Source organism: Pseudoxanthomonas sp. CF125 (genome assembly GCF_900104085.1).
Taxonomy (GTDB): domain Bacteria; phylum Pseudomonadota; class Gammaproteobacteria; order Xanthomonadales; family Xanthomonadaceae; genus Pseudoxanthomonas_A.
Window position 1 is genome coordinate 1,711,100 of sequence record NZ_FNLD01000001.1, and the last position, 26,523, is coordinate 1,737,622.

13 protein-coding genes are annotated in these 26,523 nt (G+C 64.9%); 6 read left to right on the forward strand and 7 right to left on the reverse strand.

Features of this window, described 5'->3' with window-relative positions:
- Positions 1-8 precede the first annotated feature (8 nt).
- The 3 genes from BLR66_RS07760 to BLR66_RS07770 form a co-directional block, all read right to left on the reverse strand.
- The gene (locus tag BLR66_RS07760; RefSeq protein WP_143014581.1) at positions 9-8,405 is read right to left on the reverse strand and encodes a DUF7507 domain-containing protein; all 8,397 of its coding nucleotides are present in this window, start codon (positions 8,403-8,405) and stop codon (positions 9-11) included.
- A 547-nt stretch (positions 8,406-8,952) separates the two neighbouring features.
- On the reverse strand, positions 8,953-10,797 hold the full coding sequence (locus BLR66_RS07765; protein ID WP_093282691.1) for an NPCBM/NEW2 domain-containing protein: 1,845 nt from the start codon (positions 10,795-10,797) through the stop codon (positions 8,953-8,955).
- A gap of 93 nt (positions 10,798-10,890) precedes the next feature.
- A complete protein-coding gene (locus BLR66_RS07770; protein ID WP_255402338.1) occupies positions 10,891-13,764 on the reverse strand; it encodes a TonB-dependent receptor in 2,874 nt (957 codons plus the stop codon).
- A gap of 135 nt (positions 13,765-13,899) precedes the next feature.
- Here BLR66_RS07770 and BLR66_RS07775 point away from each other — a divergent pair, with 135 nt between their 5' ends.
- Positions 13,900-14,679 carry a DeoR/GlpR family DNA-binding transcription regulator gene (locus BLR66_RS07775; protein ID WP_093282699.1) on the forward strand — a complete coding sequence of 260 codons (780 nt, stop codon included), beginning with the start codon at positions 13,900-13,902 and terminating at the stop codon, positions 14,677-14,679.
- A 130-nt stretch (positions 14,680-14,809) separates the two neighbouring features.
- Here BLR66_RS07775 and BLR66_RS07780 read toward each other — a convergent pair whose 3' ends face one another.
- A complete protein-coding gene (locus tag BLR66_RS07780) occupies positions 14,810-15,919 on the reverse strand; it encodes an amidohydrolase family protein (RefSeq protein WP_093282705.1) in 1,110 nt (369 codons plus the stop codon).
- Positions 15,920-16,031: 112 nt separating this feature from the next.
- Between BLR66_RS07780 and BLR66_RS07785 the strand changes: the two genes are divergently transcribed.
- Genes BLR66_RS07785 through BLR66_RS07805 form a run of 5 tightly spaced genes read left to right on the forward strand, consistent with a single transcriptional unit; the run spans position 16,032 to position 22,454 of the window.
- On the forward strand, positions 16,032-18,131 hold the full coding sequence (locus BLR66_RS07785) for a glycoside hydrolase family 36 protein (protein ID WP_093282709.1): 2,100 nt from the start codon (positions 16,032-16,034) through the stop codon (positions 18,129-18,131).
- Positions 18,128-19,054: a DMT family transporter gene (locus tag BLR66_RS07790; RefSeq protein WP_093282714.1), complete on the forward strand. Its 927-nt coding sequence runs from the start codon at positions 18,128-18,130 to the stop codon at positions 19,052-19,054. Before BLR66_RS07785 ends, BLR66_RS07790 begins: the two co-directional genes overlap by 4 nt.
- Positions 19,055-19,070: 16 nt before the next feature.
- A complete protein-coding gene (locus BLR66_RS07795; protein ID WP_093282719.1) occupies positions 19,071-20,360 on the forward strand; it encodes a D-tagatose-bisphosphate aldolase, class II, non-catalytic subunit in 1,290 nt (429 codons plus the stop codon).
- Positions 20,341-21,507, forward strand: a complete 1,167-nt coding sequence (locus BLR66_RS07800; protein WP_093284547.1) for an SIS domain-containing protein — start codon at positions 20,341-20,343, stop codon at positions 21,505-21,507. Before BLR66_RS07795 ends, BLR66_RS07800 begins: the two co-directional genes overlap by 20 nt.
- A complete protein-coding gene (locus tag BLR66_RS07805) occupies positions 21,504-22,454 on the forward strand; it encodes an N-acetylglucosamine kinase (protein WP_093282723.1) in 951 nt (316 codons plus the stop codon). Before BLR66_RS07800 ends, BLR66_RS07805 begins: the two co-directional genes overlap by 4 nt.
- Before the next feature lie 187 nt (positions 22,455-22,641).
- Here the strand turns inward: BLR66_RS07805 and BLR66_RS07810 are convergent, their stop codons facing one another.
- Genes BLR66_RS07810 through BLR66_RS07820 form a run of 3 tightly spaced genes read right to left on the reverse strand, consistent with a single transcriptional unit; the run spans position 22,642 to position 26,489 of the window.
- Positions 22,642-24,252: a serine hydrolase gene (locus BLR66_RS07810; RefSeq protein WP_093282728.1), complete on the reverse strand. Its 1,611-nt coding sequence runs from the start codon at positions 24,250-24,252 to the stop codon at positions 22,642-22,644.
- 22 nt (positions 24,253-24,274) lie between these two features.
- Positions 24,275-25,390 carry a YkvI family membrane protein gene (locus tag BLR66_RS07815; RefSeq protein ID WP_093282732.1) on the reverse strand — a complete coding sequence of 372 codons (1,116 nt, stop codon included), beginning with the start codon at positions 25,388-25,390 and terminating at the stop codon, positions 24,275-24,277.
- A gap of 55 nt (positions 25,391-25,445) precedes the next feature.
- On the reverse strand, positions 25,446-26,489 hold the full coding sequence (locus BLR66_RS07820) for a DUF1611 domain-containing protein (protein WP_093282737.1): 1,044 nt from the start codon (positions 26,487-26,489) through the stop codon (positions 25,446-25,448).
- Positions 26,490-26,523: the final 34 nt, after the last annotated feature.

The window sequence follows — 26,523 nt, forward strand, 5'->3', positions numbered from 1 at the left end:
CAGCCCCCTTACTTGCCGGTACCGGCAGGGGCTGCCGGATCGTTACTGGACTCCACACGCACCTTGGCGCGCACTGCAGGACTCAACTTGGCCGCAACCGCTTCGTAGACCGCCTTGGCGCGACGCATGCCCAGCGCCACGTTGTAGGCGTCGGAACCGCGCGGATCGGCATGGCCGACGATCGCTATCGCTCCTCCCCCTTTTTCGTCCAGATAGGCAGCCACCTTGTCCAGGAGCGGCAGGAACTGCGGCTTGACCGTCGATTTGTCGGTATCGAACAGCACCGTGCCCAGCAGCGGGCCGCCTTCGGCGATGCCGATGAGCAAAGACGACGGATCGTCCAGCTCGGTGCGCACGCTGACCGTCAATGCCTTGGCGATGTCGGCGGGCACATGGCTCATCAGTGCGCTCTTCACCGCCGTGGCACGATCGAAGGCCAGGCTTTCGGTATCGCCATTGGCGCTGACCAGCACTTCGCCGCCGCGATACTCGACCACCTTGGCGGCGATTTGTTCGATCACCGGCAGGTATTGGTCGCGCAGCTTGGCGCTGCCCGGAGCGAAGATGACTTCGCCCAATTCCAGTTCCACCTGCTGTTCGCCGCCCTGCACTTCCTCGACCGGCAGCTTGACGCCGAAGTCGAAACGCACCGGAAGTCCGGGAGTGATGCGGCGGACCAGCGGGTTGTCGGTGGTGAACGCCGTTCCGGCCGGCAATGTCGATGGATCGACCTTGAGGATGAAGTTGCGGCCGCGGCCGCTGTCGCCACCGGCGATGCCTTCAAGGTGGTAGCGCCCGAACTGGTCGGTCTCGATCAGCAGGCCTTCCACCGAAGCGATACGCACGCCCGGAATGCCGCGTTCGTCGATACCGAGGTTGCTGATCACGTAATCCACCACGTAACCGCCCTCGCCCTGCGCGACGCGGCGTTCCACTTTCGGCTCGGCCGCGTTGAGGCCCTTGGCCGCTTCGCCGCTCTTCTCCACGGTGGTGTTGCCGGCGGCGTCCATACGCACGGTGACGCCCTGCACGCTGGTCAGCACGAAGTCGTTGGTGAAGGCCGGCTGGTTCAGACGCTGGCGGATCACGACCTGGTGGTGTTGGACCGGATCGGCGATCGACTGGCGCGCAGCGATGGCGCCCACGTCGATGCCGTGCAGCAACGGCGAACTGGCGTCGGCTTCCGGTTGCGCACCCGTGCCGCGATCCACGGTGGTCGAGTTGGCCACGTAGGCGCCGGGCGCAAAACCGCCCTGCACGCGCACACCGCTCAGAGCCGCGCTGTCCTGCCAGGTATCGCCGTCGCGATCGTCGAACACGGTGCCGATCAACAGACTGTCGTCGACCAGCGCATCGGCCACCAGGGTGACTGCGGCGGTGCTGGTGTTGGAGATCGGCGCGCCGCTCTGGGTGAAGGCCTGCGCCAGGTTGCGTTGCACGCCCGGGCGTACGCCCGCGCCCACGCGCATCGCATACATCAGCGTCGCGGTCTGGCCGGGTTCGATATCCAGGCCTTCGAAGCGCAGCGGGCTCTGGCCTACGGCCGTGGCCTGGTTGTCGCCGTCGGTCACGCTCAGCGAACCTTCCACGTAGCTGAAACCGAGCGGCGGCGTGTCCACGATGCTGCCGTTGATCAACCTGCCGTTGCCCACGTTCTCCACGCTCAGCGTGTAGCGAACCAGATCGCCGATCTTCACTTCGCGAACAGCGGTGGTCTTGAGGATGCGCAACTGGTAATCGGACAACACCGGATGCTCGGTGCTGCAGGCCAGCGCGCAGGTCGGCGAATCGGCACCGGTGGGCACCACTACGTTGCCGACCGTGCCGGTCGCGTCGGTATCCACCAGCGCGGTGTAGGCAAAGGTGTAGGTGCCGGGCAGCGTGCCGGCCGGCAGCGTGCATAGCAGGCCGTTCGCGGTTGCCGCGCAACCCGCCGGCAACGCGCCGGTGAGGGCCTGGTCGCCGCTGATCGTGTCGGTCAAGGTCACCGCATCGGTGGTGACCGAATTGGCCACGGTCACCGTCAGCGTGTAAGCCAGCGTGTCGCCTGCCGACACCGAAGTGCCCGACGCCGGATTGGACGTCTTGGACACCGTGACCGCAGTCGCCACGACCCGATGGGTGGTGCTGCAGCTGACGCAGGTCGGGCCGTCGTCGCCGCTGGGCACAACCACATTGCCGAGGGTGCCGGTGGCATCTGCGGCGACAAGCGTGGAATACGAGAAGCTGTAGCTTCCCGGCAACGTACCGGCCGCCAGCGTGCACACCAGTCCGCCGCCACCGGCCGCGCAACCGGCGGGCAGTGCGCCGGTAAGCGTCTGGTCGCCGCTGATCGTGTCGGTCAAGGTGACCGCGCCGGTGGTGATGGAGTTGGCCACGGTCACGGTCAGCGTGTAGGCCACGATGTCGCCAGGCGCCACTTCCGTACCCGATGCGGGGTTGGACGTCTTGGCCACGGTCACCACCGAAGCGGCAATCGGATGCTCGGTGCTGCAGTTGGTGCAGGTGGGGTTGTCGTTACCGGTGGGCACCACGTTGTTGCCCAACCTGCCGGTCGCATCGGCATCCACCGTGGTGCTGTAGGTGAAGCTATAGCTGCCCGGCTGTGTGCCGGCGGCCAGGGTGCACACCAGTCCGCCAGCGCCGCTGGCGCAGTTCGCCGGAAGCGGACCGGTGAGCGTCTGGTCGCCACTCAAGGTGTCGGTCAACGTCAGTGTCGAGGTAGTGGCGGCGTTGGCCACGACTACCGCCAGCGTGTAGCTGATGGTGTCGCCCGGTCGCACGGTTTCGCCGCTGGCCGGATTGGAGATCTTGGAAACGGTGACTGCCAGCAATGGCGTGCTGGTGGTAGACGGATTGCTGGGCACGGCCGGACCCACAGGCGGAGTGCCAGTGGCGGTCGCGGTGTTGTTCACCACACCGGCGGCCACTTCGGCCTGGGTGATGGTGTGGGTGCCGGTGCAGGTGGCGATGGCGCCCGGCAGCAACGTGGTTACGTCGCACACCGCAGGCGCGTCCAGCAGTGCGTCGTCGATCACGATGCCGGTCAAGGTCACGTTACCGGTGTTGGTCGCCACTAAGGTGTAGCCGATCGTGCTGCCGGCGATGTTGCCCGAGGGCGCACCGGCAGTCTTGAGCAGGCTCAGCGCCGGGTTGGCGGCGATAGGCGTGGTCGTGGTGGACGGCGGCGAGGTCACCGGCGGACCCACCGGCGGTGTGCCGGTGGCGGTCGCGCTGTTGTTCGCTGCGCCCGCGTTCACTTCGGCCTGGGTGATGGTGTGCGTGCCGGTGCAGGTGGCGATGGCGCCCGGCAGCAACGTGGTCACGTCACACACCGCAGGCGTATCCAGCATTGCATCGTTGATTACGATGCTGCTGAGAGTGACATTGCCGGTATTGGTCGCCACGAAGGTGTAACCGATCGTGCTGCCGGCCGTATTGCCGGAGGGCGTACCGGCAGTCTTGAGCAGGCTCAGCGCCGGGTTGGCGGCGATGGGAGTGGTCGTGGTGGACGGCGGCGAAGTCACCGGCGGACCCACCGGCGGCGTGCCGGTAGTCGTGGCGCTGTTGTTCACCGCACCGGCGTTCACCTCGGCCTGGGTGATGGTGTGGGTGCCGGTACAGTTGGCGATGGCGTTCGGCAGCAACGTGGTCACGTCGCACACTGCAGGTGCATCCAACATTGCATCGTTGATCACGATGCCACTGAGAGTGACATTGCCGGTGTTGGTCACCACGAAGGTGTAACCGAGGGTGTTGCCAGCCGTGTTGCCCGAGGGCGTGCCCGCAGTCTTGACGATGGTCAACGCAGGCGCCGGGGTGATCGGCGTCGTGGTGATCGAAGGCGGCGAGGTCACCGGCGGACCCACCGGCGGCGTGCCGGTAGCCGTGGCGCTGTTGTTCACCGCGCCGTTATTAACTTCGGCCTGGGTGATGGTATGCGTGCCGGTGCAGGTGGCGATGGCGCCGGGCAGCAACGTGGTTACGTCGCATACCGCGGGAGCATCCAGCATTGCATCGGTCACGGCGATGCCGGTCAAGGTCACGTTGCCGGTGTTGGTCACCACAAAGCTGTAACCGATCGTGCTGCCGGCCGTGTTGCCCGACGGCGGGCCTGCAGTCTTGACGATAGTCAGCGCAGGCGCCGTGGTGATCGGCGTCGTCGTTGTCGATGGCGGCGAAGTCACCGGCGGACCCGAAGGCGGAGTCCCGGTAGCCGTGGCACTGTTGTTCACCGTGCCGGCATTCACTTCGGCCTGGGTAATGGTGTGCGTGCCGGTGCAAGTGGCGATAGCACCCGGCAGCAGCGTGGTTACGTCGCATACCGCCGGCGCATCCAGCTGCGCATCGTTGATCACGATGCCGCTGAGGGTGACATTGCCGGTATTGGTTACGACAAAGGTGTAGCCCAGCGTGCTGCCGGCCGTGTTGCCCGAGAGCGTGCCCGCAGTCTTGACGATGGTTAGCGCAGGCGCCGTAGTGATCGGCGTCGTCGTGGTCGACGGCGGCGAGGTCACCGGCGGACCCGAGGGCGGAGTCCCGGTGGCCGTGGCGCTGTTGTTCACCACGCCCGCGTTCACTTCGGCCTGCGTAATGGTGTGCGTGCCGGTGCAGGTCATGTTCGCGCCGACCGCCAACGTCGTCGCCGGACAAGTGGCCGCAGCATCGAGCTGTGCATCGTTCACCAGCACCGCCGTCAGCGGCGTGTTGCCGGTGTTGGTCACCAGGAAGCTGTAAGCGATGGTGTCGCCGGCGTCGGTCAGCGTCGGGCTCACGCCCAGCGCCGTGGTGGGCGTACCCGCCGTCTTGGCGATGGTCAGGGTCGAGGCGGTGGTGATCGGCGTCGTCGTAGTGGACGGTGGTGAAGTCACTGGCGGACCTACGGGCGGCGTACCGGTGGCCGTGGCGCTGTTGTTCACCGTACCTGCGTTCACCTCGGCCTGGGTGATGGTGTGGGTACCGGTGCAGTTGGCGATAGCGCCGGGCAGCAACGTGGTTACGTCGCATACCGCAGACGCATCAAGCATCGCATCGGTCACAGTGATACCGGTCAAGGTCACGTTGCCGGTGTTGGTCACCACGAAGCTGTAGGCGATGGTATCGCCAGCATCGGTCAGCGTCGGGCTCGCACCCTGTGCCGTGGTCGCCGTACCCGCGGTCTTGGCGATGGTCAGCGCAGGCGCCGTGGTAATCGGCGTCGTCGTGGTGGATGGCGGCGAAGTCACCGGTGGACCCGAAGGCGGCGTACCGGTCGCCGTGGCGCTGTTGTTCACCGCGCCCGCGTTCACTTCGGCCTGCGTAATCGTGTGGATGCCAGTGCAGGTCATGTTCGCGCCGACCGCCAGCGTCGTTGCCGGACAAGTGGCCGCAGCATCGAGCTGCGCATCGTTCACCAGCACCGCCGTCAGCGGCGTGTTGCCGGTGTTGGTCACCAGGAAGCTGTAAGCGATCGTGTCGCCGGCGTCGGTCAGCGTCGGGCTCGCGCCCAGCGCCGTGGTGGGCGTACCCGCCGTCTTGACGATAGTCAGGGCCGAGGTCATGGTGATCGGCGTCGTCGTGGTCGATGGCGGCGAAGTCACCGGCGGACCCGAAGGTGGCGTACCGGTCGCCGTGGCGCTGTTGTTCACCGTACCGGCATTCACTTCGGCCTGAGTGATGGTGTGCGTGCCGGTGCAAGTCATGTTCGCGCCGACCGCCAGCGTGGTCGACGGACAAGTAGCTGCCGCGTCGAGCTGCGCGTCGATCACCGCCACCGCGGTCAGCGGCGTGTTGCCAGTGTTGCTGACCAGGAAGCTGTAAGCGATCGTGTCGCCAGCGTCGGTCAACGTCGAGCTCGCACCCAGCGCCGTGGTGGGCGTACCGGCCGTCTTGGCGATAGTCAGGGCCGAGGTCGTGGTGATCGGCGTCGTCGTGGTAGACGGCGGCGAGGTCACTGGCGGACCCGAGGGCGGCGTACCGGTCGCCGTGGCGCTGTTGTTCACCGCGCCGGCATTCACTTCGGCCTGGGTGATGGTATGGGTGCCGGTGCAGGTCATATTTGCACCCACCGCCAGCGTCGTCGCTGGGCAGGTGGCCGCAGCGTCGAGCTGCGCATCGTTTACCAGCACTGCCGTCAGCGGCGTGTTGCCGGTGTTGGTCACCAGGAAACTGTAGGCGATGGTGTCGCCGGCATCGGTCAGCGTCGGACTGGCGCCCAGCGCCGTAGTCGCCGTACCGGCCGTCTTGGCGATGGTCAACTCGGGCAATCCAACCGGCGTGGTTTCGCCGCAGTCGTTACCGACAGCCGCGCAGTTCACCCCGTCCACGGCGACCGTGTTGACGATGGAAGCGGTGGCGCCGGTCGGGAACGGAGCAACGACCTGCACCACGAAGTTCAACGTGGCGCTGCCGCCGACCGGAATGTTCACCGCATTGGTGTTGGTGCAGTTGCTCGCGGCGCAGGTGAAGTTGTTGCCCGCGGCTACCGCCGTGGTGTTGGCCGGCAGGGTTTCGACCACATCGCCCGCGAACAGAGTCGCCGCGAGGCTGCCGCCGACATGCGTGACTTCGATCTGATAGGCGAGCGTGTCGCCGGCAGCAACCGCCGCACCTGCCACGTAGGCCGAACCGTTCACCTGGGCCAAGGTCTTTTCGACCTGCAGCTGTGCCGGTGTGGGCGCAGCGGGGAACGAACACGAAGCAAGGTCGCGCGCCTGGTTCGCAGCAGTAGCCGCTACCGGCGCCAGCGTGCCGGTGCCCAGATCGATGCGGTAATAACTGCTTGGCGCCGTGTTGGTGGCGACGTACAGCAGACCGTCGTTGCCATAGGCCACGCCAGCCCATTGCAGGGTGCTGGGCGCGCCGTTGAGCAGCGGCCGCTGCTGACGGGTGGCCGATACCGCGGTCGTGCTGAAATCTATCCTGTAGAGATCCACGCCAGCGGTCAGCCAGCCATAGCCTGCGCTGTCGAATGCGATATCGCCCGAGCTGGCATTGGTGGGCTGGAAGTCGTAGGTCAGGGTGCCGTACGAAGTCAGCGTGTAATTGAAGGCGCCCGAGGGCGTCACTCGCCAGACCGCGGGATTGGTCCCGTTGCCGGCCACCAGGTAACCCACGCCCGCCTGGGTCATGCCGGCGCGGGGGAAATCGGGCGTAGTGATCGGACCGGCAGCGGCGTACCAACCGCCGTTCGCAGCATCGTAGGCGTACAGCGTCGACTGGCCACCGCTATAGCTGATGAACAGCAACCGGTTGTTCACCGGATCCACCATCATCGCATTGAGGTTGGGGGCGACATTCAAGGTCAGCTCCGGCACCAGGACATCGGGCGTCCCGCTGCCGACCGTGTAGCGATAGAACTCGCCGCGGCCGGAGACCTGGGTAACGTTGAAAACAGAATCGACGGCGCAGAAATTGACGCTGGGCACCAGCGTGGTGAGCGTGGTGTCGGGCGGACTGGTCACCACGATTCCTCCACTGGTCGAACCAGTGGCGGTCGCACTGTTGCTCACCGATCTGGTGGCGGCTTCCGCTGCGGTGATGGTGTGGACGCCGGTGCAAGTGGTCGTGTTGCCGGGCGCGGACGGAGTCAGCGTGGTGCTGCCGCAGGTAGCGGGCGCATCCAGTTGCGCATCGACCACCGCGATTCCGTTCAACGTCACCGCGCCGGTGTTGGTGATCACGAAGGTATAGGCGATGGTGCTGCCCGCGGTGCTGCCCGAAGGAGTGCCGGCAGTCTTGTCGATGGTCAGCGAGGCTGTGGGCACGGCGGGCGGATTCACGCACGTGGCGTTGTCGCTGGTGTCCGTTTCCTGACCGGTGGGCAGCGATGCGTTGTTGTACAGACCGCTACCCGGGGTGGGAGTGGCCGCGCAAGTCGTGGGGGCCGAAGCGTTGGTGTAGACGTAGGTGATGCTGACGTTGAAGGTATGGGTGACGCCTGCGCCGATCGCTATGCCGGTTCCGGTCAACTGGTTAGGGCCGTCGATCGTCGACGAGCCGCCGGCGGGAGCGCCGACACCGGAAGTGGTCCAGGCGATGCCGGTGATGTTGGTGTTGGCGGGAAAAACCGGGGTATCGGTCAATGCGCCGTAAGTGCCGGCCGCGCCGCCGGAATTGGTCACCGTGATCGTGTAGGAAACCGTGTAGACGCCCAGGGCGTTCGGACCCGACACCCCGACGGCGGACTTGGCGACGTTGATCAGCGGCTCGACTACATCGTCGGTATCGCTCGCGCTGCGCACGCAGGTCGGATTGGTCGCCGCATCGGAGCAGCTCACGCCGCTCGGCGGCGTAACCGTGGCCGTGTTGGTAACCGTCTGCGCCCAAGCCGGAGAAGCGCCAAGAAGCGCGCCTGCCAGCATGAAAACGCACAAAGTGAACGAGCGCCGGAAACCAGGCGCATTGCAACGAGACGCGTCAGCCACGTGAATCCCCTAATCCATTGTGTTTCTGATCGCCGGCCGCCGGACACCGCAGTGCCCCACCCCCCGGAAATCAATCTCGGTCGCTAGCTGGTTTTCGCCCCCATCGGCCAAAGCCAAGACCGGTGATGCGGGGCATCGCCTGTCGGCACGGCACGGGGGTTGCAGCAAGTAGCGCTTGCGTTAATGGTAGTTGGGTCACAGTTTTGGTGTTTGCTGACTCACACAATAAAAGTGACGCATTGCGTCATAGTGTGAGACGAAAACGCATGCTCGCCATACCGACGGCAGTTCGCAATTTTCAAGAAAAACCAGCTATGTCAATGGGTTATAGCATTCAGCCAGGTGAAGTTGCCGCATGAGTGAGGGCTGGCCCAGCTGATTTGTTATTAGTTTCACAATAGATAATCGGCATCTTTCAACCGACGAACGGAATCCCCATTACGTCCGGAAATACATGACGGCCGTCACTTCCGCGAAGCTCGCCGAAAACGTTTTCCCGGAAATGCCGCGTATGCGGATTGCGAACTCCGTCGGCGACGTCCTGGCATCAATCGAACCGCGCGCTGCCCCATGCCGTCACCAGGGAACCCTCCTGGCTTTTGCCGCTTTCGGCGGTCAGCTCCAGGATATCCACGCCCGATACCTCCACATCGATAACGGCCGGCGCAACGCCACGCTTCAGCGGCGCGCTTTCGAACAGCAACCTGCGGTCTCCATAGACGCGGAACACCACCTCGCCGTTGGCGTCGGCAGAACTATCGTCCACCCCCACCACCGCCGTGAAGCGAGTGAACTGCCGCCGTGCCAGGATCTCCAGCCGCGAGTTCGCCTGGATGCCGATGCCGTAAAGCTGCGGCTGTCCCGCCAGGCTGATGGCCTTGCCTTGCGGCGTGAGATCGGCGCGTGGACCGCCTGAGGCCGCAGTCACGTCCGGGTTGACCGCGCGGGTACCGTCGATGGCGGCGTTGATGCGCCCGGTCATCTCGCTAAGGAAAACGCCTTTGCCCGCCAGTGGCCTGCCGACGAGCTTGAACATGCGCGTTTCGCGCGGAGCGACGGAAACCCGCAGCGCGTCCACTGCTGGCGCAAGATCGCCATGCGCCCATAGGTCGCGCACGCTGGCATGGCTCCCGGGCTCCAGTTTCAATTGCCGCCAGGTCACCGCGACTTCGGATTTTTTCGTGCCCCGGTTGAAAACGGCCACGGCCCGTTCTCCGCTTCCGGCCAGGGTTTTCACCAGCACCTGCACTTTGCCGTCGTCGTGCACGATCGCGCCCTGATTGCCGGCACGATCCTGATTGACCGCGATCACTTCCTGGTTGAGCAGGATTTCGAGGATCGGTTGCGGCGCCTTGTTCAGATCGAAGCCCATCAGCAGCGGCGCCGACAGGATCGACCACAGCGAGAAATGCGTCTTCGCCTCGGTCAGGTGATTGCCGTCGAACTCGCCCAGGCCGATGGCCAGCATGTCGGGATCGTTCCAGCGTCCGGGGCCCGCGTACATTTCGCGTTTGGCGGCGCTGTCGAAGTTGTGCAGCAGGCTTTCCCACTTCGGCTCGATATCGGCGCTGGTACGCCAGAGATTGCCGTGCAAGCCGCCCCAGCGGCGCGAATCGGCCTCGCCCCAAACGCAGATGGCCAATACCGGGTCGGCGTGCGGATTGAGTTTCTTCAACAGCCGGCCGATCCTGGCATAGCGCGTTTCCACGCCGTCCAGGTCGGAGCTGCCGGGTTGCCCGCGGGTGAACTGCGGCTTGAATTCCTCGTACTGCCCGGCGGCCACGGTTTCGTTGTCGCGTCCGTAGTCGGCCAGTCCGCAGGCATCCACCTTCGCGTAGTCGAAGCCCCACTCCTGGAAGTACAGGCGCAGGTCCTGGTATTCGTAGCCATCGAGTCCGATCTCGCGCTCCGGCACCGATCCCTCGGGCAGGTTGGGGCTCTGCGGATCCCAGCGCTGCGAGCAGCTGTTCTTGCCCGAATCGGTATAGATGCCCGCCTTGAAACCCATCGCATGCAGCCGATCGGTCAACGGCCGGAAGCTGGTCTGGCCGTCGGGGCCGACGGCGGCGCTGGGAAAGATCGAAGTGCGGATGATCATCCGTCCATCGGCGCCGCGCTTCAGCCACCAGCCATCGTCTAGGTTGATGTAGCGGTAACCGGCGGCGGCCAGACCGGAGCGCTTGATCTTGTCGGCGTTGGCCATGATCTTGCCCTCGTCCACTTCGGTACGGAAGGCGTTCCATGGGTTCCATCCCATCGGCGGAGTGGCCGCCGCCTCGCCGCCGTACACGGAGAACTTTCCGCTGGGCTGTAGCTGGGCGGTTTGCGCGTGGACGGAGAACGACGCGGAGATCGCGGCCACCATCGCTGCGGACAGCATCTTTCGGAACATTTTCTGGCCTCTGCAGGAATCCGGAAAAAATGAAGGCTCCCCTGGCAGGGAGCCTTCGTGTCGTTGCGCTGGGCTGCCACCTTCGAGCGCAGCCTAGAACCGATAGCTGACGCCCAGGTTGACCGAGCGGCCATAACGGTAATAACCCTGCGACAGCAGCGGATTGCCGTTGATGCTGTAGGTCTGTTCGTCGTCCAGCAGGTTCTGGCCTTCCACGCTGATGCTGAACCTGTCGTTGAACTTGTACGACACATGCGCAGTGAGCCAGGTGATGGCATCGGCCTGTTCGTTGTAGCCGGCGCCCAGTACGTTGATGGCGGTGACGAAGCCGTCGGTGTGGTCCGCATTGGCGCCCAGCGACCACTTGCCTTTTTCGTACATCAGGCCCAGCGAATAAGTGGCCGGCGCAATGCCTTCCAGCGGACGCTTCTCATCTCCCACCCAGCTGTTGGACCAGTTGCGGGTGTACTGCGCGCGTACGCCGAAGCCGTTGTCCCAGAAGTGCTGCAGGCCGAATTCCAGTCCGTGCACCTTGGCGTAGTCGCCGTTGATGGGGCGCATCACGTTGAACAGGGTCGGGCCGGTAGTGATCGGATTGCCGTCGGCGTCGACGATGGGACCGACGCCAATATCCTGGCCCGGCTCCCAGCTGGTGGTGATCTGGTTCTCGATGCGCTTGTAGAAGGCGGCGATGTTGATGATGGACTGCTCGGAGAAATACCACTCCAGCGAAACGTCGCCCTGCTTGGCGCTGTACGGTTTCAGATTGGCGTTGCCGCCGTAGATCTGGGTGAACTCGCCCCACGAGACGCTGGCGGTGGTGTTGGTCGGCGCCAGCTTGTCCACCGGCGGACGCGCCATGGTCTTGGCCGCGCCCAGGCGCAGTTGCAGGTCGTCGGTGAAGCGCCAGATGAAGTTGGCCGACGGCAGCGCAAAGGTGTAGTCGGAGTCCTGCACGATGGGCGTGGGCTCTGCGTAGTCGGCGGTGTAGTTGAATGCGCCGTTCTCGGTGATGCTCAGGATCTCCGCGTCCCAGGCCTGCGCATGGGTACGGGTCTTGACCAGCCGCACACCGACGTCGCCGCTCCAACGGTCTCCGGAGAAGTCCGCCTGCACGTAGAAGGCGTTGGTGTCCTCGCTGACACGATAGCTTTCCAGCGGATTCCATGCGGGCGCGGCATTGGAGAAGTCGTAGGCGCTGCCGTCGGGACGCAGATGGCCGTTGTAGGCCTCCAGCTGGGCCAGGTAGTTGGGCACGTCGAAGCCCAGGAAGCTGCGTGGGAAGCTGCTTCCGACGCCGTCCATGAAGTGCGGGAAGTGCAAGGTGCTGGAGATCACCCCGTTGCCCAGTTCGCCCACATTGATGGCGTTGTCGCCGGAATAGTAATCGGCGCCGCCATTGAGAGTGTTGTTGATCAGGTCGCGCGATTTGCTGCGCTCGGTGCGGGTGACGCCGAAGTGCAGGTCGTCCAGGTTCCATTTGCCCACGAACAGCTTGCCGGCCAGCGTGCCGCCGGTGATCTTGTCCACGATGTTGTCGCCGCGCAGTTCCATGTAATGGGTGTTGAAGTCCGAACCGCCGAACTCGCCGTTGGCCAGGCCGGTGATCAGGTCCCGGCCGTCGTCGAAGGTGACGGCGACGTTGGGTACCGCGTTCGGGCCCAGGGTGATGCGCGCAGTATTGGGCTGGTTCATACGCAGGACCACGTAAGTGTCTTGCCCACCGGAATATCGCTTTGAAGTGGAGCGGTACAGATCGGCGGTGAGGGTCAGGTCGTCGGTGGCTTTCCATTCGCCGTTGACGCCGTACAGGTCGGTATCGACCACACGGTGTTCGGTCTGGTTGAGCAGTTCCGGGTTGAGCCGCAGTTCCGGGTCCGTGTTGTCCATGGTGAAGCCGGTGACGATGCCGTTCTGCACTTCGATGTCCGACCAGCGGCCCGGCGCGAACAACGGATAGTAGGACTGCTGGTAGGAAACCTGCGGCGAATCCAGACGCGTCTTCAATCCGTCCACCACGACGCGCACGTTGTCGCTGGGACGCCATTCGAGCTTGGCCGAAAACGCCTTGCGCTTCTTCTCTTCCAGGATGGAACCGACCCGGAACTGTCCCGGTGCGATCAGGCCCTCTTCGTCCGGATCCAGCACGCCGTCATCGTCGAGATCGATATTGCCGCCCCAGGCGTTGCCCCACCACGAAGCATCGCTGGGATCAGGGTTGCGGGTCCAGCCGCCGTCGTTGCCGGCGATGTCGGTGCGGTCCTTGCGTTTGGCGTAGACCACGCCCAGCAGCAGGCCGAAAGTGTTGTCGGCGAAGGTGTTGCTGTAAGCGGCGGAAAATTTCTGTCCGTCCAGCTCCGACATCTGGTTGCGGTCGCCTTCCAGGCGCACGATCGCATGTTGGCCTGGATCGTCGAAAGGACTGGCCGAACGCAGATTGATCAGTCCGCCGACGCCACCTTCGGTCAGCGCGGCCTGCGCGCCCTTGATCACGTCGGCGCCGCTGATGACATCGGCCGGCAACACGTCGTAGGCGAAATCGCGGCCGGCGCCGTCGGTGGCCAGGATGCGGCCGTTGAAGGTGGTGAGCGTGTATTCCGGACCCAGGCCGCGCACGCTGACCTTCTGGCCTTCGCCGCCGGCGGTGCGGGAGATGGCCACGCCGGTGATGTGGCTGAGCGAATCGGCCACGTTGTCGTCCGGGAACTTGCCCAGTTCCAGCGCGGTGATCGAGTCCTGGACCGTGCCGGATTCGCGCTTGAGTTCGACCGAGCGCGCCAGGCTGCCGCGCACGCCGGTGACGACCACGGTTTCCAGTGTGTCGACCTCTTCGGCGCTGGGCGCCGTGCTTTGTTGCGCATCGGTGGCGCTGGCCGCGCTGTCCTGCGCCAGGCCGACCCGGGGCATCAGCAAGGCCAGCGCGATGCCACAAAAGAGCGTGTTCCGATGCGGTTGAATAAGCTTCACTGGGTTCTCCTCAGGATGGGGACGGCGTGGCATACGCAACAAAACGAAACCGAGCCTAGCGCATATTTCGTTTCGCATCAATAGCGAAATGTAACGAAATATCAGATAATTCCATTCACCCCCAAGGAGCTCCCCATGATCGCCACCCGCGATACCAGCCAGAGGCGTTTGCAGATCAGCGAGCTGGTGCGCCAGCATGGCAGCGTGCAGGTCGCTGCGCTGGCCCAGCGCTTCGGGGTAAGCATGCAAACCGTGCGCAAGGACCTGCGCTACCTGACCGAACGCGGGGTCATGGCCCGCGCCTATGGCGGGGCGATCGACAGCGGCGTGGTCGGCGGCACGCCAACCGAGCCGCCCTACGAAGCCAAACGCACGGTGTTCCTGGACGAGAAGCGCCGCATCGGCCAGCGCGCCGCGGCCCTGGTCAAGGCCGGCGATACCATCGCCATCGATTCGGGCACCACCGCCATCCAGCTGGCCGAAGCGATGCCCAACATCGAGGTGACGGTGGTCACCAACGATTTCGGCGTGCTGACCGCGCTGACTTCGAAGAGCAACATCAACATCGTCATGCTGGGCGGCGAACTGCGGCGCAAGAACATGGCTTTCTATGGCGGACTGACCGTGGAAGCGCTGGGCGCGCTGCACGTGGACATGCTGTTCCTGGGCGTGGACGGCTTCGACCTGGAGCGCGGCATCACTACCCACTACGAACCCGAAGCCATGCTCAACCGCAAGATGGTCGAGGCCGCGCGCATGGTGGTCGCGATTTCCGACAGTTCCAAGTTCGGCAAGATATGCCTGCACCGGATCATTCCTGTCAGCGACCTCAACGTGCTGATCACCGACACCAATGCGCCGGAAGAAATCCGCCAGGCCAGCCATCAACTCGGTTTCGAGCTGCTGCTGGCCTGAAAACCAGCTCATGAGCGGCCGGGCGCTCCCTTTATCTACGGCCCGCAGGACGTAGGAGCGACGTAAGTCGCGAACAATCTTGCGGGGTTTCGCGACTTACGTCGCTCCTACGACGGCGTTCCCGGCTCGTCTAGCCGCCCGCCTTCGCCGGCACGAATTCGCGCACCGCATTGGCATAGTAGATCTTGTCGATCACTGCGCGTGGCAGCGCCAAACCCGGCACTTCCGCGTGCAGGACTTCCACCCGCTGGGGCTCGCCCGTGGCCAGATAGCGCCAGTCCGCGGTCCACACCGCGTGCGCTTCGCGCTTGAATTCAGCTGGATCGGCGTCCGGGCCGAAGGTCAGATCGGTGCCGTACAACAGGCGGTCCTGGTAGCGGATGAAGAAGTCGCGGACCTTTTCTCGATCGCGCATCGACTGGTATTGCACCTGGCTCATGCGCGCGGCCAGGTCCACATTGGCGTTGGGGTAACGGTCCAGGAACGCGGCCAGCCGATCCACGTCGTATTCAAGGCTGCCCATGTGCGCACCGACGAAACGCAGCTGCGGATGCGCGGCGACGAAACGGTCGCGCGCGGCGATCTGGTCCTCGTAGCCGGGCTGGTCCGGATGCAGGTACATGTGGTACTCGGGATGGTTGCGGAAGTACTCGCGGTCGTTGTCGGTGGTCATCTGCTCCAGCGGCAACCAGCAGTTGTGAGGCTCGCCCTGGTGGCCGATCAGGGCCAGGCCGAGCGCACCGATCTTGTCGGCCACAGGCGACAGACCCGGCGCGTCGAGCATGATCAGCTTGCCGTCGACGTCCTTCTCCACCATGCCCACGTTCTTCCAGATCTTGACCGCGCGGGCGCCTAGTTTGGCGTCGCGGGCAAGCCCCGCGTTCACCTGCTGCGTCCAGCCAGGCGTGCCGAACCCGCGCATGGAAAAGGTGGTGGCCCAGTGGAAGCGCTGCGGATCGGCCTTGAGCAGCGCCAGCGCGGCTTCGCGCTGCAGGGCCACACTGGGGAACGCCGGGTAATCGACATTGATCGACATCAGCTCGAAGCCGTCGGCGCGGGCCTGCTCGAGAAAGGCCTCACTCTTCGAATTGGAATGCACATGCGCGTCGTACTTGCGCACTTTTGCGAAGTCGGCCATCGAATAGGCATCGCCGGCAATGGCCTGGTCCGCCGCGGCAGTCGATAAGGAGGCAAGACAGGCAGTCAGGAACCAGGCCACGTTGCGCAGAAGTGCGGTCATTGCATCGCCTCAAGTAATATAACGAAACTTATTAGCACCATATCGCAACAAAACGCTTGCATCAACCCGAAGCTATGACGGACAATCGCTCCACCTCAACCGGAATGCCGCCATGCCCCCTGTTGGACGACGCACCGTCTTGAAGTTCGTGGCCGGCGGCGTGGCCGGCGGAGTCGCCTGGGCCACCCTGCCCTGGGCCCAGTCTGCGGCCATTGCTGGCGGCAAGCGCCCCGCGGCAACCGTGCAGGATCGGGCGCTGACGCTTTCCTTCGATGCGCGCCTGCATACGTCGCTCGCCTCGGCCGGCAAATCCCTCACTCCTTTCCAGGCCAGCGAGAGCCTGCTACTGGCCGACGGTGCAGTGGAAGACTTCGCGCTGACCGGTCAGCATGAACTTGCCCTGGACGACCCGCGTCACGGAGCTGGCCACCAGCTCATCGTCACTGGCCGATCCTCGCGCGGCATCGAGAAACGGGTCGCAGTGACCTTCTTCGACCGCCTGCCCGGCATGGCCGTGCTGCAGACCCGCTACCGCAACGATGGCGTAGCCAAACTCGAGGTGGCTGGCTGGCGCAACGGCGCCCATGAACTGGCCGAGGCGCCCGGCGGCTTCTGGAGTTTTTCCGGAGCCACCCACACCGATCGCCGCGACTGGGTGCAGCCGCTGAAGGCAGGCTTCGACCAGCGCAACACCTTGTCCATGGATTCCTCCGACTACGGCGGCGGCACTCCGGTGGCCAACCTGTGGCGCCGCGATATCGGTCTGGCCGTGGGCCATGTGGAACCTGTTGCGCGCATGCTGGACCTGCCGGTGCGCAAGACTGCGCGCGGCGGCAGTATCGCGGTCGAATCGACGCAGGCTTCGGTGCTGGAACCGGGACAGACGCTGGTCACCGAGCGCACCTTGCTGGCCGTGCACACCGGCGATCATTTCGCGCCGCTGCAGCAGTACCGGCAGTTCATGCAGGCCGAGGGTCTGCAGGGCCCAAAGCCGCCGGAGTCCGCCTTCGCGCCGATCTGGTGCGCATGGGGTTATGAGCGCGACTTCAATGTCGAGCAGATCCTGGCCACGCTGCCCAAGGCGCGCGAGCTGGGTTTCGAATGGGCGGTACTGGACGACGGCTGGCAGACCAACGAAGGCGATTGGCGCATCGACAAGCGCAAGTTCCCGCGCGGGGAAGCGGACATGCGCGACTTCGTGAAGAAGATCCGCGCGCAAGGCATGCGCCCGCGCCTTTGGCTGGCGCCACTGGCGGCCGATCCCGGCAGCGACGTGCTGCACGAGCATGCGGACATGCTGCTGCTGGATCAGTACGGCGCCTTCCAGACCGTGACCTGGTGGAACGCGCTTACCCAGTGTCCGGCGTACCAGCCGACCATCGATTTCTACGTGGCGCTGGTGAAGAAGATCATTGGCGACTGGGGCTTCGAAGGGCTCAAGCTGGACGGCCAGCATTTGAATGCGGTGGCGCCCTGCTACAACCCGGCGCACAAGCACGCGCATCCGACCGACTCGGTCGAAGGCCTGGCCAAGTTCTGGCAGGCGATCTACGACGCCGCCCACCAGGCCAACCCCGAAGCGGTCGTCGAGTTGTGCCCGTGCGGCACCGCGTTCGCCTTCCACAACCTGCCGGCCACCGATCAATACCCGTCTTCCGATCCGCTGTCTTCCTGGCAGGTGCGCAGCAAGGGCAAGTCGGTCAAGGCATTGATGGGCGACCGCAGCAGCTATGCGGGCGATCACGTGGAACTGTCGGACGGCCGCGAAGATTTCGCTTCCAGCGTCGGTATCGGCGCGGTGATTTCTTCCAAATTCACCTGGCCCAAGGACACCGACCATCCCACCGCTCCGCTGCCGCCGGGCGGGTACGTGCTCAATGCGGAAAAAGAAGCGCTGTGGCGCAAATGGGTGGATCTGTACAAGCGGCACATGCTGCCCAAGGGCGAATACCTGGGTGCGTTGTACGACATCGGTTTCGACAAGCCGGAGGCGCATGCCATCAGCAAGGACGGCTCGATGTACTACAGCTTCTATGCCGCCGATTGGAACGGACCGGTACAGCTGCGCGGTCTGGGCCAAGGCCGCTACCGCGTGCGCGATCTGTTCAACGAAGCCGATGTCGGCGAAGTCGATGCGGGCAGCAATACGCTGGAAGTGACGTTCAAACGCTTCATCCTGCTTCAGGCCACGCCGATGGAAACCCGCGCATGAGCGGCCCTTCGATCGGCACCGCCTCCTTGTCGCACAAGCGCCCCTGGCTTGTGTTCGCCCTGGCCACCGTCGTTTTGTGGGGCGTGTGGGGCGCATTGGCCGGACTGTCGGCCCAGCACGGATTTCCCGACACGCTGGTGTACTGCGTGTGGTCGCTGACCATGATTCCGCCAGCGTTGTACATCTTGTGGCGCAACGGCTGGAAGCTGGAGCGTTCGCCGCGTGCGGTCGCCTACGGCATGACCATCGGCCTGCTTGGCGCGGGTGGGCAGATGCTGCTGTTCCACACGCTGACCATCGGGCCTGCATACTTCGTTTTTCCGATCATCTCGCTGTCGCCGGTAGTCACCATCGCGCTGTCGTTTCTGTTGCTGCGCGAACGCACGGGCTGGCTGGGCACACTGGGCATCGTGCTGGCGCTGGTGGCGTTGCCGCTGCTGGACCTGTCCTTCGGCCGCAGCGCGACCGAAGGCCTGGGCTGGTTCCTGCAATCGCTGCTGATCATGCTGGCCTGGGGCGTGCAGGCCTATTTCATGCGCCTGGCCAACCATACGGTCAGCGCCGAAAGCATCTTCTTCTACATGACCGTGGGCGCGCTGCTGCTGGCGCCGGTAGCGTGGGCGATGACCGACTTCAGCCAACCCATCAACCTGGGCCTGGACGGGCCGTGGGTGACTGCAGGAATACAGCTGCTCAACGCCATCGGCGCGCTGACCCTGGTCTACGCCTTCCGTCACGGCAAGGCGATCGTGGTGGCGCCGTTGACCAATGCGGGCGCACCGCTGGTGACCGCCGTGCTCTCGCTGATCTTCGCCAGCGTCGTGCCGGGCCCGTTGAAGATCGTCGGCCTGGTCCTGGCCCTTGTCGCTTCGCTGCTGCTGGTGCTCGAACCAGAGCGTGACGCAGCCGCACCCCTTACCTGACCGGATCTCCCTTCGCATGCACGTCCTGCTCGACCTCATCGCCCGCCACAAACAGGGAAGCGCCATCGGCGTGACTTCGCTGTGCTCGGCGCATCCCATCGTCATCGAGGCCAGCTTGTTCCACGCGCAGCGCACCGGTCAGGAATTTTTACTGTTCGAAGCCACCTGCAACCAGGTCAACCAGGACGGCGGCTACACCGGCATGACTCCGGCGGATTTCGTGCGCTTCGTGCATGGCATCGCCGACCGCGTCGGCTTCGACCGCACGCGCATCGCGCTGGGCGGCGATCACCTGGGCCCGAATCCGTGGACCGCATTGGATGCCGCGGCAGCGATGGACAAGGCCGAAGCGATGGTGGCTGCGTATGTCGCCGCCGGCTTCCGCAAAATCCACCTGGATTGTTCGATGTCCTGCAGCGGCGATCCGGAGCCGCTGCAGGAAGCGGAGATCGTGCGGCGCGCAGTGCGCCTGTGCCGCGCAGCCGAAACCGCGCATGCGCAAGTCGGCGGCGAAGCGCCGGTGTATGTAATCGGCACCGAAGTACCGGTGCCGGGCGGTGCGACCGAATCGATAGAAGGCCTTGCGGTCACCACGCCGCGGGCTGCGCTGGCCACCATCGATGCGCATCGCGAAGCTTTCGCCGCCGCCGGATTGGCTGCGGCGTGGCAACGCGTGATCGCCTCGGTCGTACAGCCCGGCGTGGAATTCGACCATCACAGCGTGATCGATTACCAGTCCGACGCCGCGCACACGCTGAGTCAAGCCATCGAAGACGTGCCCAACACGGTGTTCGAAGCGCATTCGACCGACTACCAGACCCGCGAAGCGCTGAGCGCACTCGTACGCGACCACTTCGCCATCCTCAAGGTCGGTCCCGGGCTGACCTTCGCCTTGCGCGAGGCGTTGTGGGCATTGGATGCGATCGAACGCGAATGGGTTGATGCGTCGCAACGCGCCAACCTGCGCCAGGTCGCCATCGAACGCATGCGCGAACAACCCGGCCACTGGCGGCGCTACTACCACAGCCAGGGCGATGCGCTGTCCATCGATCTGCAGTACAGCCTGAGCGACCGCATCCGCTACTACTGGCCCGACCCGGCCATCGAACAGGCGCGCCAGCGACTGTTCGCCAACCTGCAGGCCAATCCGCCGCCGATCTCGCTGATCAGCCAGTTCCTTCCCCACGCACTGCACGCGCTACGTACCGGGACCGCCAGCAACGATCCGCTGTCCCTGACCATGGCGCATATCGGTGCCGTACTCGACGACTATTACCATGCATGCCATGACCAACAAGACCACTGAACATCTGGGCGTGCCGGAGGCGGACCTGATCGCCTCGGGTGCGATCTGGACCGCGCGCGAGATAGAACAGCAGCCGCGCATGCTGCAGCAGACTCACGAGCTGCTCTCGGCCATGCGCGACCGGATCCAAGCCTTCGTCGCGCCCATCGCCGGCAACCCCGCCGCCCGTATCGTCCTTACCGGTGCCGGCACTTCGTCCTACATCGGCCAATGCCTGGCGCCGCTGCTCGACCGCCAACTGGCCGCACGCGTGGATGCGGTACCGACCACCGATCTGGTCAGCGCTCCCTATCTCTATCTCGATCCCGCGCAACCCTTGCTGCTGGTGTCGTTCGGCCGCTCCGGCAACAGCCCCGAAAGCCTGGCGGCGGTGGAACTGGCCGAGTCGCTGGTCCGGGACGTGCGGCATCTGGTGGTGACCTGCAATGCCGAAGGCGCGCTCAACACCGTTCCGGCGCGCGAGTCGATGACCCTGCTACTGCCGGAAGAAACGCACGACACCAGTTTCGCCATGACCTCCAGTTTCAGCTGCATGCTGTACGCCACGCTGCTCGCCTTCAGCGGTGCGCAGGCGCTGGACGACAGGATCGGACCGATCGCATTGGCGACCGAGCGGGTGATCAACGAGTTTCGACTGTCGCTGCAGGAGCTTGCTCTGCACGGCTTCGACCGCGTGGTCTATCTGGGCAGCGGTCTGTTCCAGGGTTTGGCCCGCGAAGCGGCGCTGAAGCTGGGCGAGCTGACCAATGGCGCAGTCGCCACCTGTTTCGATTCGCCGCTGGGCTTCCGGCACGGGCCCAAGACCTTCATCACCGACAAGACCCTGGTGATGGTGTTCGTCTCCAATAACCCGCTCACGCGCCAGTACGACCACGACCTGCTGGAGGAACTCCGCCAGGACGGCTGCGCAGCGCGGATCATCGAAGTCGCCGCGCAACGACGCGAGCCGCAAGCGCCGGACACGCTGCTGGTTCCCGGCATGTCCGCAGCGAGCGACATCGACCTGCTGTGGCCGTATGTGGCCGTCGCGCAGATCTACGCCTTCAACGCCTCGCGCGCGCTGGGCCTGTCGCCGGACAGCCCCAACAAGCAGGGCACGGTGAATCGCGTCGTGCAGGGCGTCAGGATCCATTCGATCACGCCATGAGCGCATCCGATTGCTTCCTTGGCGTGGATGGCGGCGGCACCAAGACGCGCTTCGCGCTGATCGACGGTGAAGGCCGATTGCTTGCCCAGGCGCAGCACGGCACCACTTACCATCCACAAATAGGACTGGACGGCGTTCGCGAAATCCTCCGCTCGGGCATGGAACAGGTGTTGCTGGGGGCGGGCGCGCAAGGCGACGCCATCCGCTATGCGTTCTTCGGCCTGCCCGCCTATGGCGAAGACAGCGAGGCGACGGCGAAGCTGCAGGCCATTCCGCGCGACCTACTTGGCCACGACCGCTACGCCTGCGACAACGACATGGTCTGCGGCTGGGCAGGATCGCTGGCCTGTGCGGACGGCATCAACATCGTCGCCGGCACCGGCTCCATCGGCTACGGACAGCGCCAGGGCTACGCCGCGCGCGCGGGCGGTTGGGGCGAGGCGTTTTCGGACGAGGGCTCGGCGTACTGGATCGCCGCGCAGGGCCTCAACGCCTATTCGCGCATGAGCGACGGCCGCCTGCCGAAAGGGCCGTTGCATGCGGTGTTCAACGAAGAACTCGGCCTGGGCAACGATCTGGATATCTGCGCCCGCGTGTACGGCGAGCAGGCCCTGAGCCGCGGCGATTTCGCCAAACTTTCCTTGCTGGTGGCCAAGGCTGCGCACCTGGGCGACGCGAACGCGATGAACATCTACACGCAGGCCGGAGACGAACTGGCCCAGATCGCCGACTCCCTGCGTCGCGCGCTGGACTTCGGTGCCGGCGAAACCGTTCCGCTTTCCTACTCGGGCGGCGCTTTCAGCGCCGGCGAACTACTGCTGGCCCCGTTCAAGCAGGCGCTGCACCTGGCCTGTCCTACATTCGAGCTGCGGTCTCCGATACACGAGCCGCACTACGGGGCGGCGCTGTATGCGGCCAAGCTGTCCCGGCGTTCGAACCACGCGTGACCCACGCGATCACGCTTGGACAGAAGACCTGTGAAGACTGTTCGGCAACTGCAACCGTGCTTCAAGGCCCGAACCCGATGCCCGGTTATTGATCACGACCGTTCCACCATGCCGGTGGATCGCAGCACGAGTGATCACCAGGCCCGCCCTGCTCCTCTGCGCACGCCGTCCCCTGCGTGCGAACGGGCTAAGGCGCAACAACCCGTCCATCCGCCGAAGGAGTGAACATAAGGTCCTGGTAGTCGTAGCTGAAATCGGCCAGCGGCGAAACCGGCTTCATGCTGATGCGCGCGACCTTGCCTTCTGCGTCCAACGCGAAGGTGACGTACGCGGGCTCGATCGAACTGTCGTCCCATTGCGTGCGGAAGGTGTCGTATTGCCAATGGCTGAGCATTCCGGCCATGTTCGGAGTCTGTTGGAAGTCGATGCGCAATTTGCCCGAGCGCTCGGTGATTTCGATGGGCCCATACCATGCATCGGCATAGCGGCCTGTGTAGCCGCTGGCGGGCAGCGAAGGGCGCGACGCTTTGCGGGCGTTCTTGCTGGCAGCCTGCAACGCCGCCAAACCGCCATCGAGGCGCTGCTTGTACCAGCTGTCGAAGTCCGCCACCCAATCGCGTGGCTTGAAACCCAGGTAGTGGTCCAGCAGTTCGTAGCCCAGACCGCGCATTACGTCCACGTCCTCGGAATTTATCTGCAGCGAAATGCCCAGGTTCCGCTCGGGCACCAGCACGATGAAGGTCAGAACGCCAAAAACAGCGCCGCCATGCTGCACTACTTTGACGCCGCGGTAGTCCTGCACATTCCACCCCAGCGCATAGCCGGAGAACTGCGGCGTGATGTCGGCGATGGGCGCCGGATACGCGGTTATCGGCACCGGCACCTGCGGTGTCCACATCGCCTGGGCGGAGGCTTCGCCGTAAAGACGCTTGCCGTCGTCGCCAGGCAGCACGCCATGCGCCAGCTGTATTTGCAGCCAGCGGGCGAGATCGTTGGCGCTCGACGACAGGCCGCCGGCCGGTGCCCCCACCTGGCCCAGGCCCTCGCGCTCGGGTAGCACCTGCTGCGGACCAAGTCCGCGCACGCGCGGATCGAGCCGCGCGTGCGGTTGTATCCGGTTCGGGTTGGCGAAGCGGTCTTTCTCGTCGCTGACCGAGCTGGTCATGCCTGCAGGCTTGAACACCCGTTCGCGCATGAAGCTTTCCCAGTCCTGTCCGCTGGCCGCGGCGATCACCTCACCGGCCACGATGTAGAGGATGTTGTCGTAGGCGTAGTTGCTGCGGAAGCTGGTGGCCGGTTTCAGGTTGCGCAGCGCGCGGACGATGTCGGCGCGGCTGCGCGAGCTGCGCGGAATGAAAAGCAGGTCGCCCGCTCCGAGCCCCAAACCGCTGCGATGAACCAGCAGATCGCGAACGGTCATCTCGCGCGTCACCCAGGCGTCGTACATGCGGAAGTCGGGCAGGTGGTCGATGACCCTGTCGTCCCAGCCCAGCTTGCCTTCGTCCACCAGGATCGCAAGCGCCGCGGCAGTGAAGGCCTTGCCGGTGGAACCGGTGGGGAAGATGGTGTCGGCATCGACGGCTTCGTTTCCGCCCAGCCTGCGTACGCCATAACCCTTGGCATGCACGATCTTACCCTGCTCTACGATGGCGACGGCCATGCCGGGAACGCCGTGTTCCTTGATCGCCTTCTCTATACGCGCGTCCAGGCCTGCCGGCGGCGCGGCCGATACGGCAGCGGACAACGAAAGGCCCGTGGCAATGATCAGGACCCGCAGACATTTCGAAATGACGGACATCATCAACTCCCGGATACGTTTGCTAGCGGAAATCGGCATCGGTGCGTTGCGGACGGCGCCACAGCAGCCAGACGCCCCAGCTCATCAGCGGCAGCACGTACACCGCCAGGAACAACCAGGTCAGCGTGCCGTAGCCCTTGGCGATCAGATCGACCAGACCGACGGCGCTGGCGGCGTACACGGCCAGCAGCATCGCGCCGACTGCGAGCGCCGGGCGCAAGGCCTGCGGCATCGGCTTCCGCCGTTCTTCGAAGGCTTTGGCCACCCGCTCGTTGATGGCGTGCAGCAGCGCCACGCCGGTGTCCACCAGGGTCAGCAGCACCGCGATCTGGAACGCCCATTCGAACCACGGCGCCTGCAACTTGCCCAGCAGAAAAGCCGAAGGCAGCGCTTCAGCGCCGATCTCGTTGTAGTAGCCCATCATGGCGATGTAGAACACCACCCCAGGCAGCATGCCGAGCGGTCCGGCGAGCGCGCCGGCGGCAAGCGCCTCGCGGCGGCTGCCCAGGTGGCGGATGCAGAACAGCACCGCGGGAATGGTGGCGACGTTGTATCCGGCGTAGGTGATGCCAGCAGTGAACCAACCGTCGGCAGCCGGCACGGCTGCGAAGTTGGCCTCGATGCGGTCGCCGAAGGCGAACACGCTCCAGACCAGGAACACCAGGTAGACCAGGTAGAGATAGGCCACCGACAAGGCCAGGAACTTTTCGATCACAGCGCTGCTGTAGGCCAGCATCAGACCGGTGGCGGCGATCATCCCCAACGAACCGGCCAGCTTCGGCAGTCCGAACAGGCTGTGCGCGATCTCGCCAGCTGCCGCGCCCATCACCGCCAGGATGACGATCATCAGCGCGAAGTAGCCGATTTCGAACAGGAACCAGCCGCGGCCCAGCAACACCTTGAAGAACGAACGGTAGTCGTAGGCGCGCGCGACCCGGGCCAGTTCGAAACTGACCATCAACACCATGCTCCACACCAGCATGCTGACCGCCATGCCCAACAAGCCGCCCCACGGGCCTGCCGGCAGAAAGAACTCCACCAGCTCGCGCCCGGTAGCGTAGCCGCCCGCTATCACCGCCGCCTGGAAGACGAACCCCGGCAGCAGGTAGCGCTGGAACCATGTGGATCGCGCAGTCATGGCGCGCACGATCGCACAGCGACACGACCCAGGGCGGCGCAGTGGCCATCGGGTTTCATGCCAGGCAATCCTCCACCAAGCGGTCGAAGGCCGGGCCACCGCGCATCGGATCGGCAACCGCGCAACCCAGCCGATCGCTTTCCGAAGCCAGCAAACGTAGGGCCGCGGTTTCGTCCAAATGCGCAGTGTTGAGGCTGACGCCGCCGCAGCGGATGGCCGGTTGCGTGCGGCTTCCCAGTTGCAGGGCCAAGGCGATGGTTTCCTCGATGCTGGGGAGCGCATAGCCCGGGTGACCGAGCATGCGCTGGCGTCCCGGGTGATGGCAGACCACGACGACATTCGGCTGGCTGCCATGCAGCAACGCCAGCGACACCCCGGCATAAGCCGGATGGAACAGGGAACCTTGCCCTTCGATCACATCCCAGTGTTCGTCCGCGGCGTCGGGCGAAAGGATCTCGGCCGCGCCCGCGGCGAAATCGGCGACCACCGCGTCCATGGGAATGCCGCTGCCTGCGATCATGATTCCTGTCTGGCCCGTGGCGCGGAAATGCGCATCCACTCCATGCTGGCTGAAAGCGCGGGCCAGCGCGAGCGCCGTGTACTTCTTCCCCAAAGCACAGTCGGTGCCCACGGTCAGCAGGCGTTTCCCGCTGCGGGCATGACCCGTGGCTACGGTGATGCCGGCCGGCGGTTGGCGCACGTCGATCAGCCTGCGGCCCAACCCGGCGGCGGCATTGCGCAGCCGTGCGATTTCCCCAAGACGCACGTGCATGCCGCTGATGATGTCCAGGCCGGCTTCCATCGCTTGCAGCAGCGAACCCAGCCACGCTTCGGGAATGACGCCGCCGGCATTGGCCACTCCGATCACCATGGAACGCGCGCCTTTTGCGGCGGCCTCGGCAGGCGTCATGAAGCGAAGCCCGGTGGTGACTGTCGCGCCTTCGCAAGCGAACTCCCCAAGACAACGATTGGGCGCCCAATCGCGCAGACCGTAGGCGGTCTTGGCGTAGCCGGCCTCGGTGGTGTCTCCAAGGAACAGCAGATAGGGGCCCGGCAGCGCCTCCAATGCTTGTGGACCTAACGGGCGGGGTTGGAGCATTGGAGGTTCTTCACCAGACAGGTTCGAGAGGCGT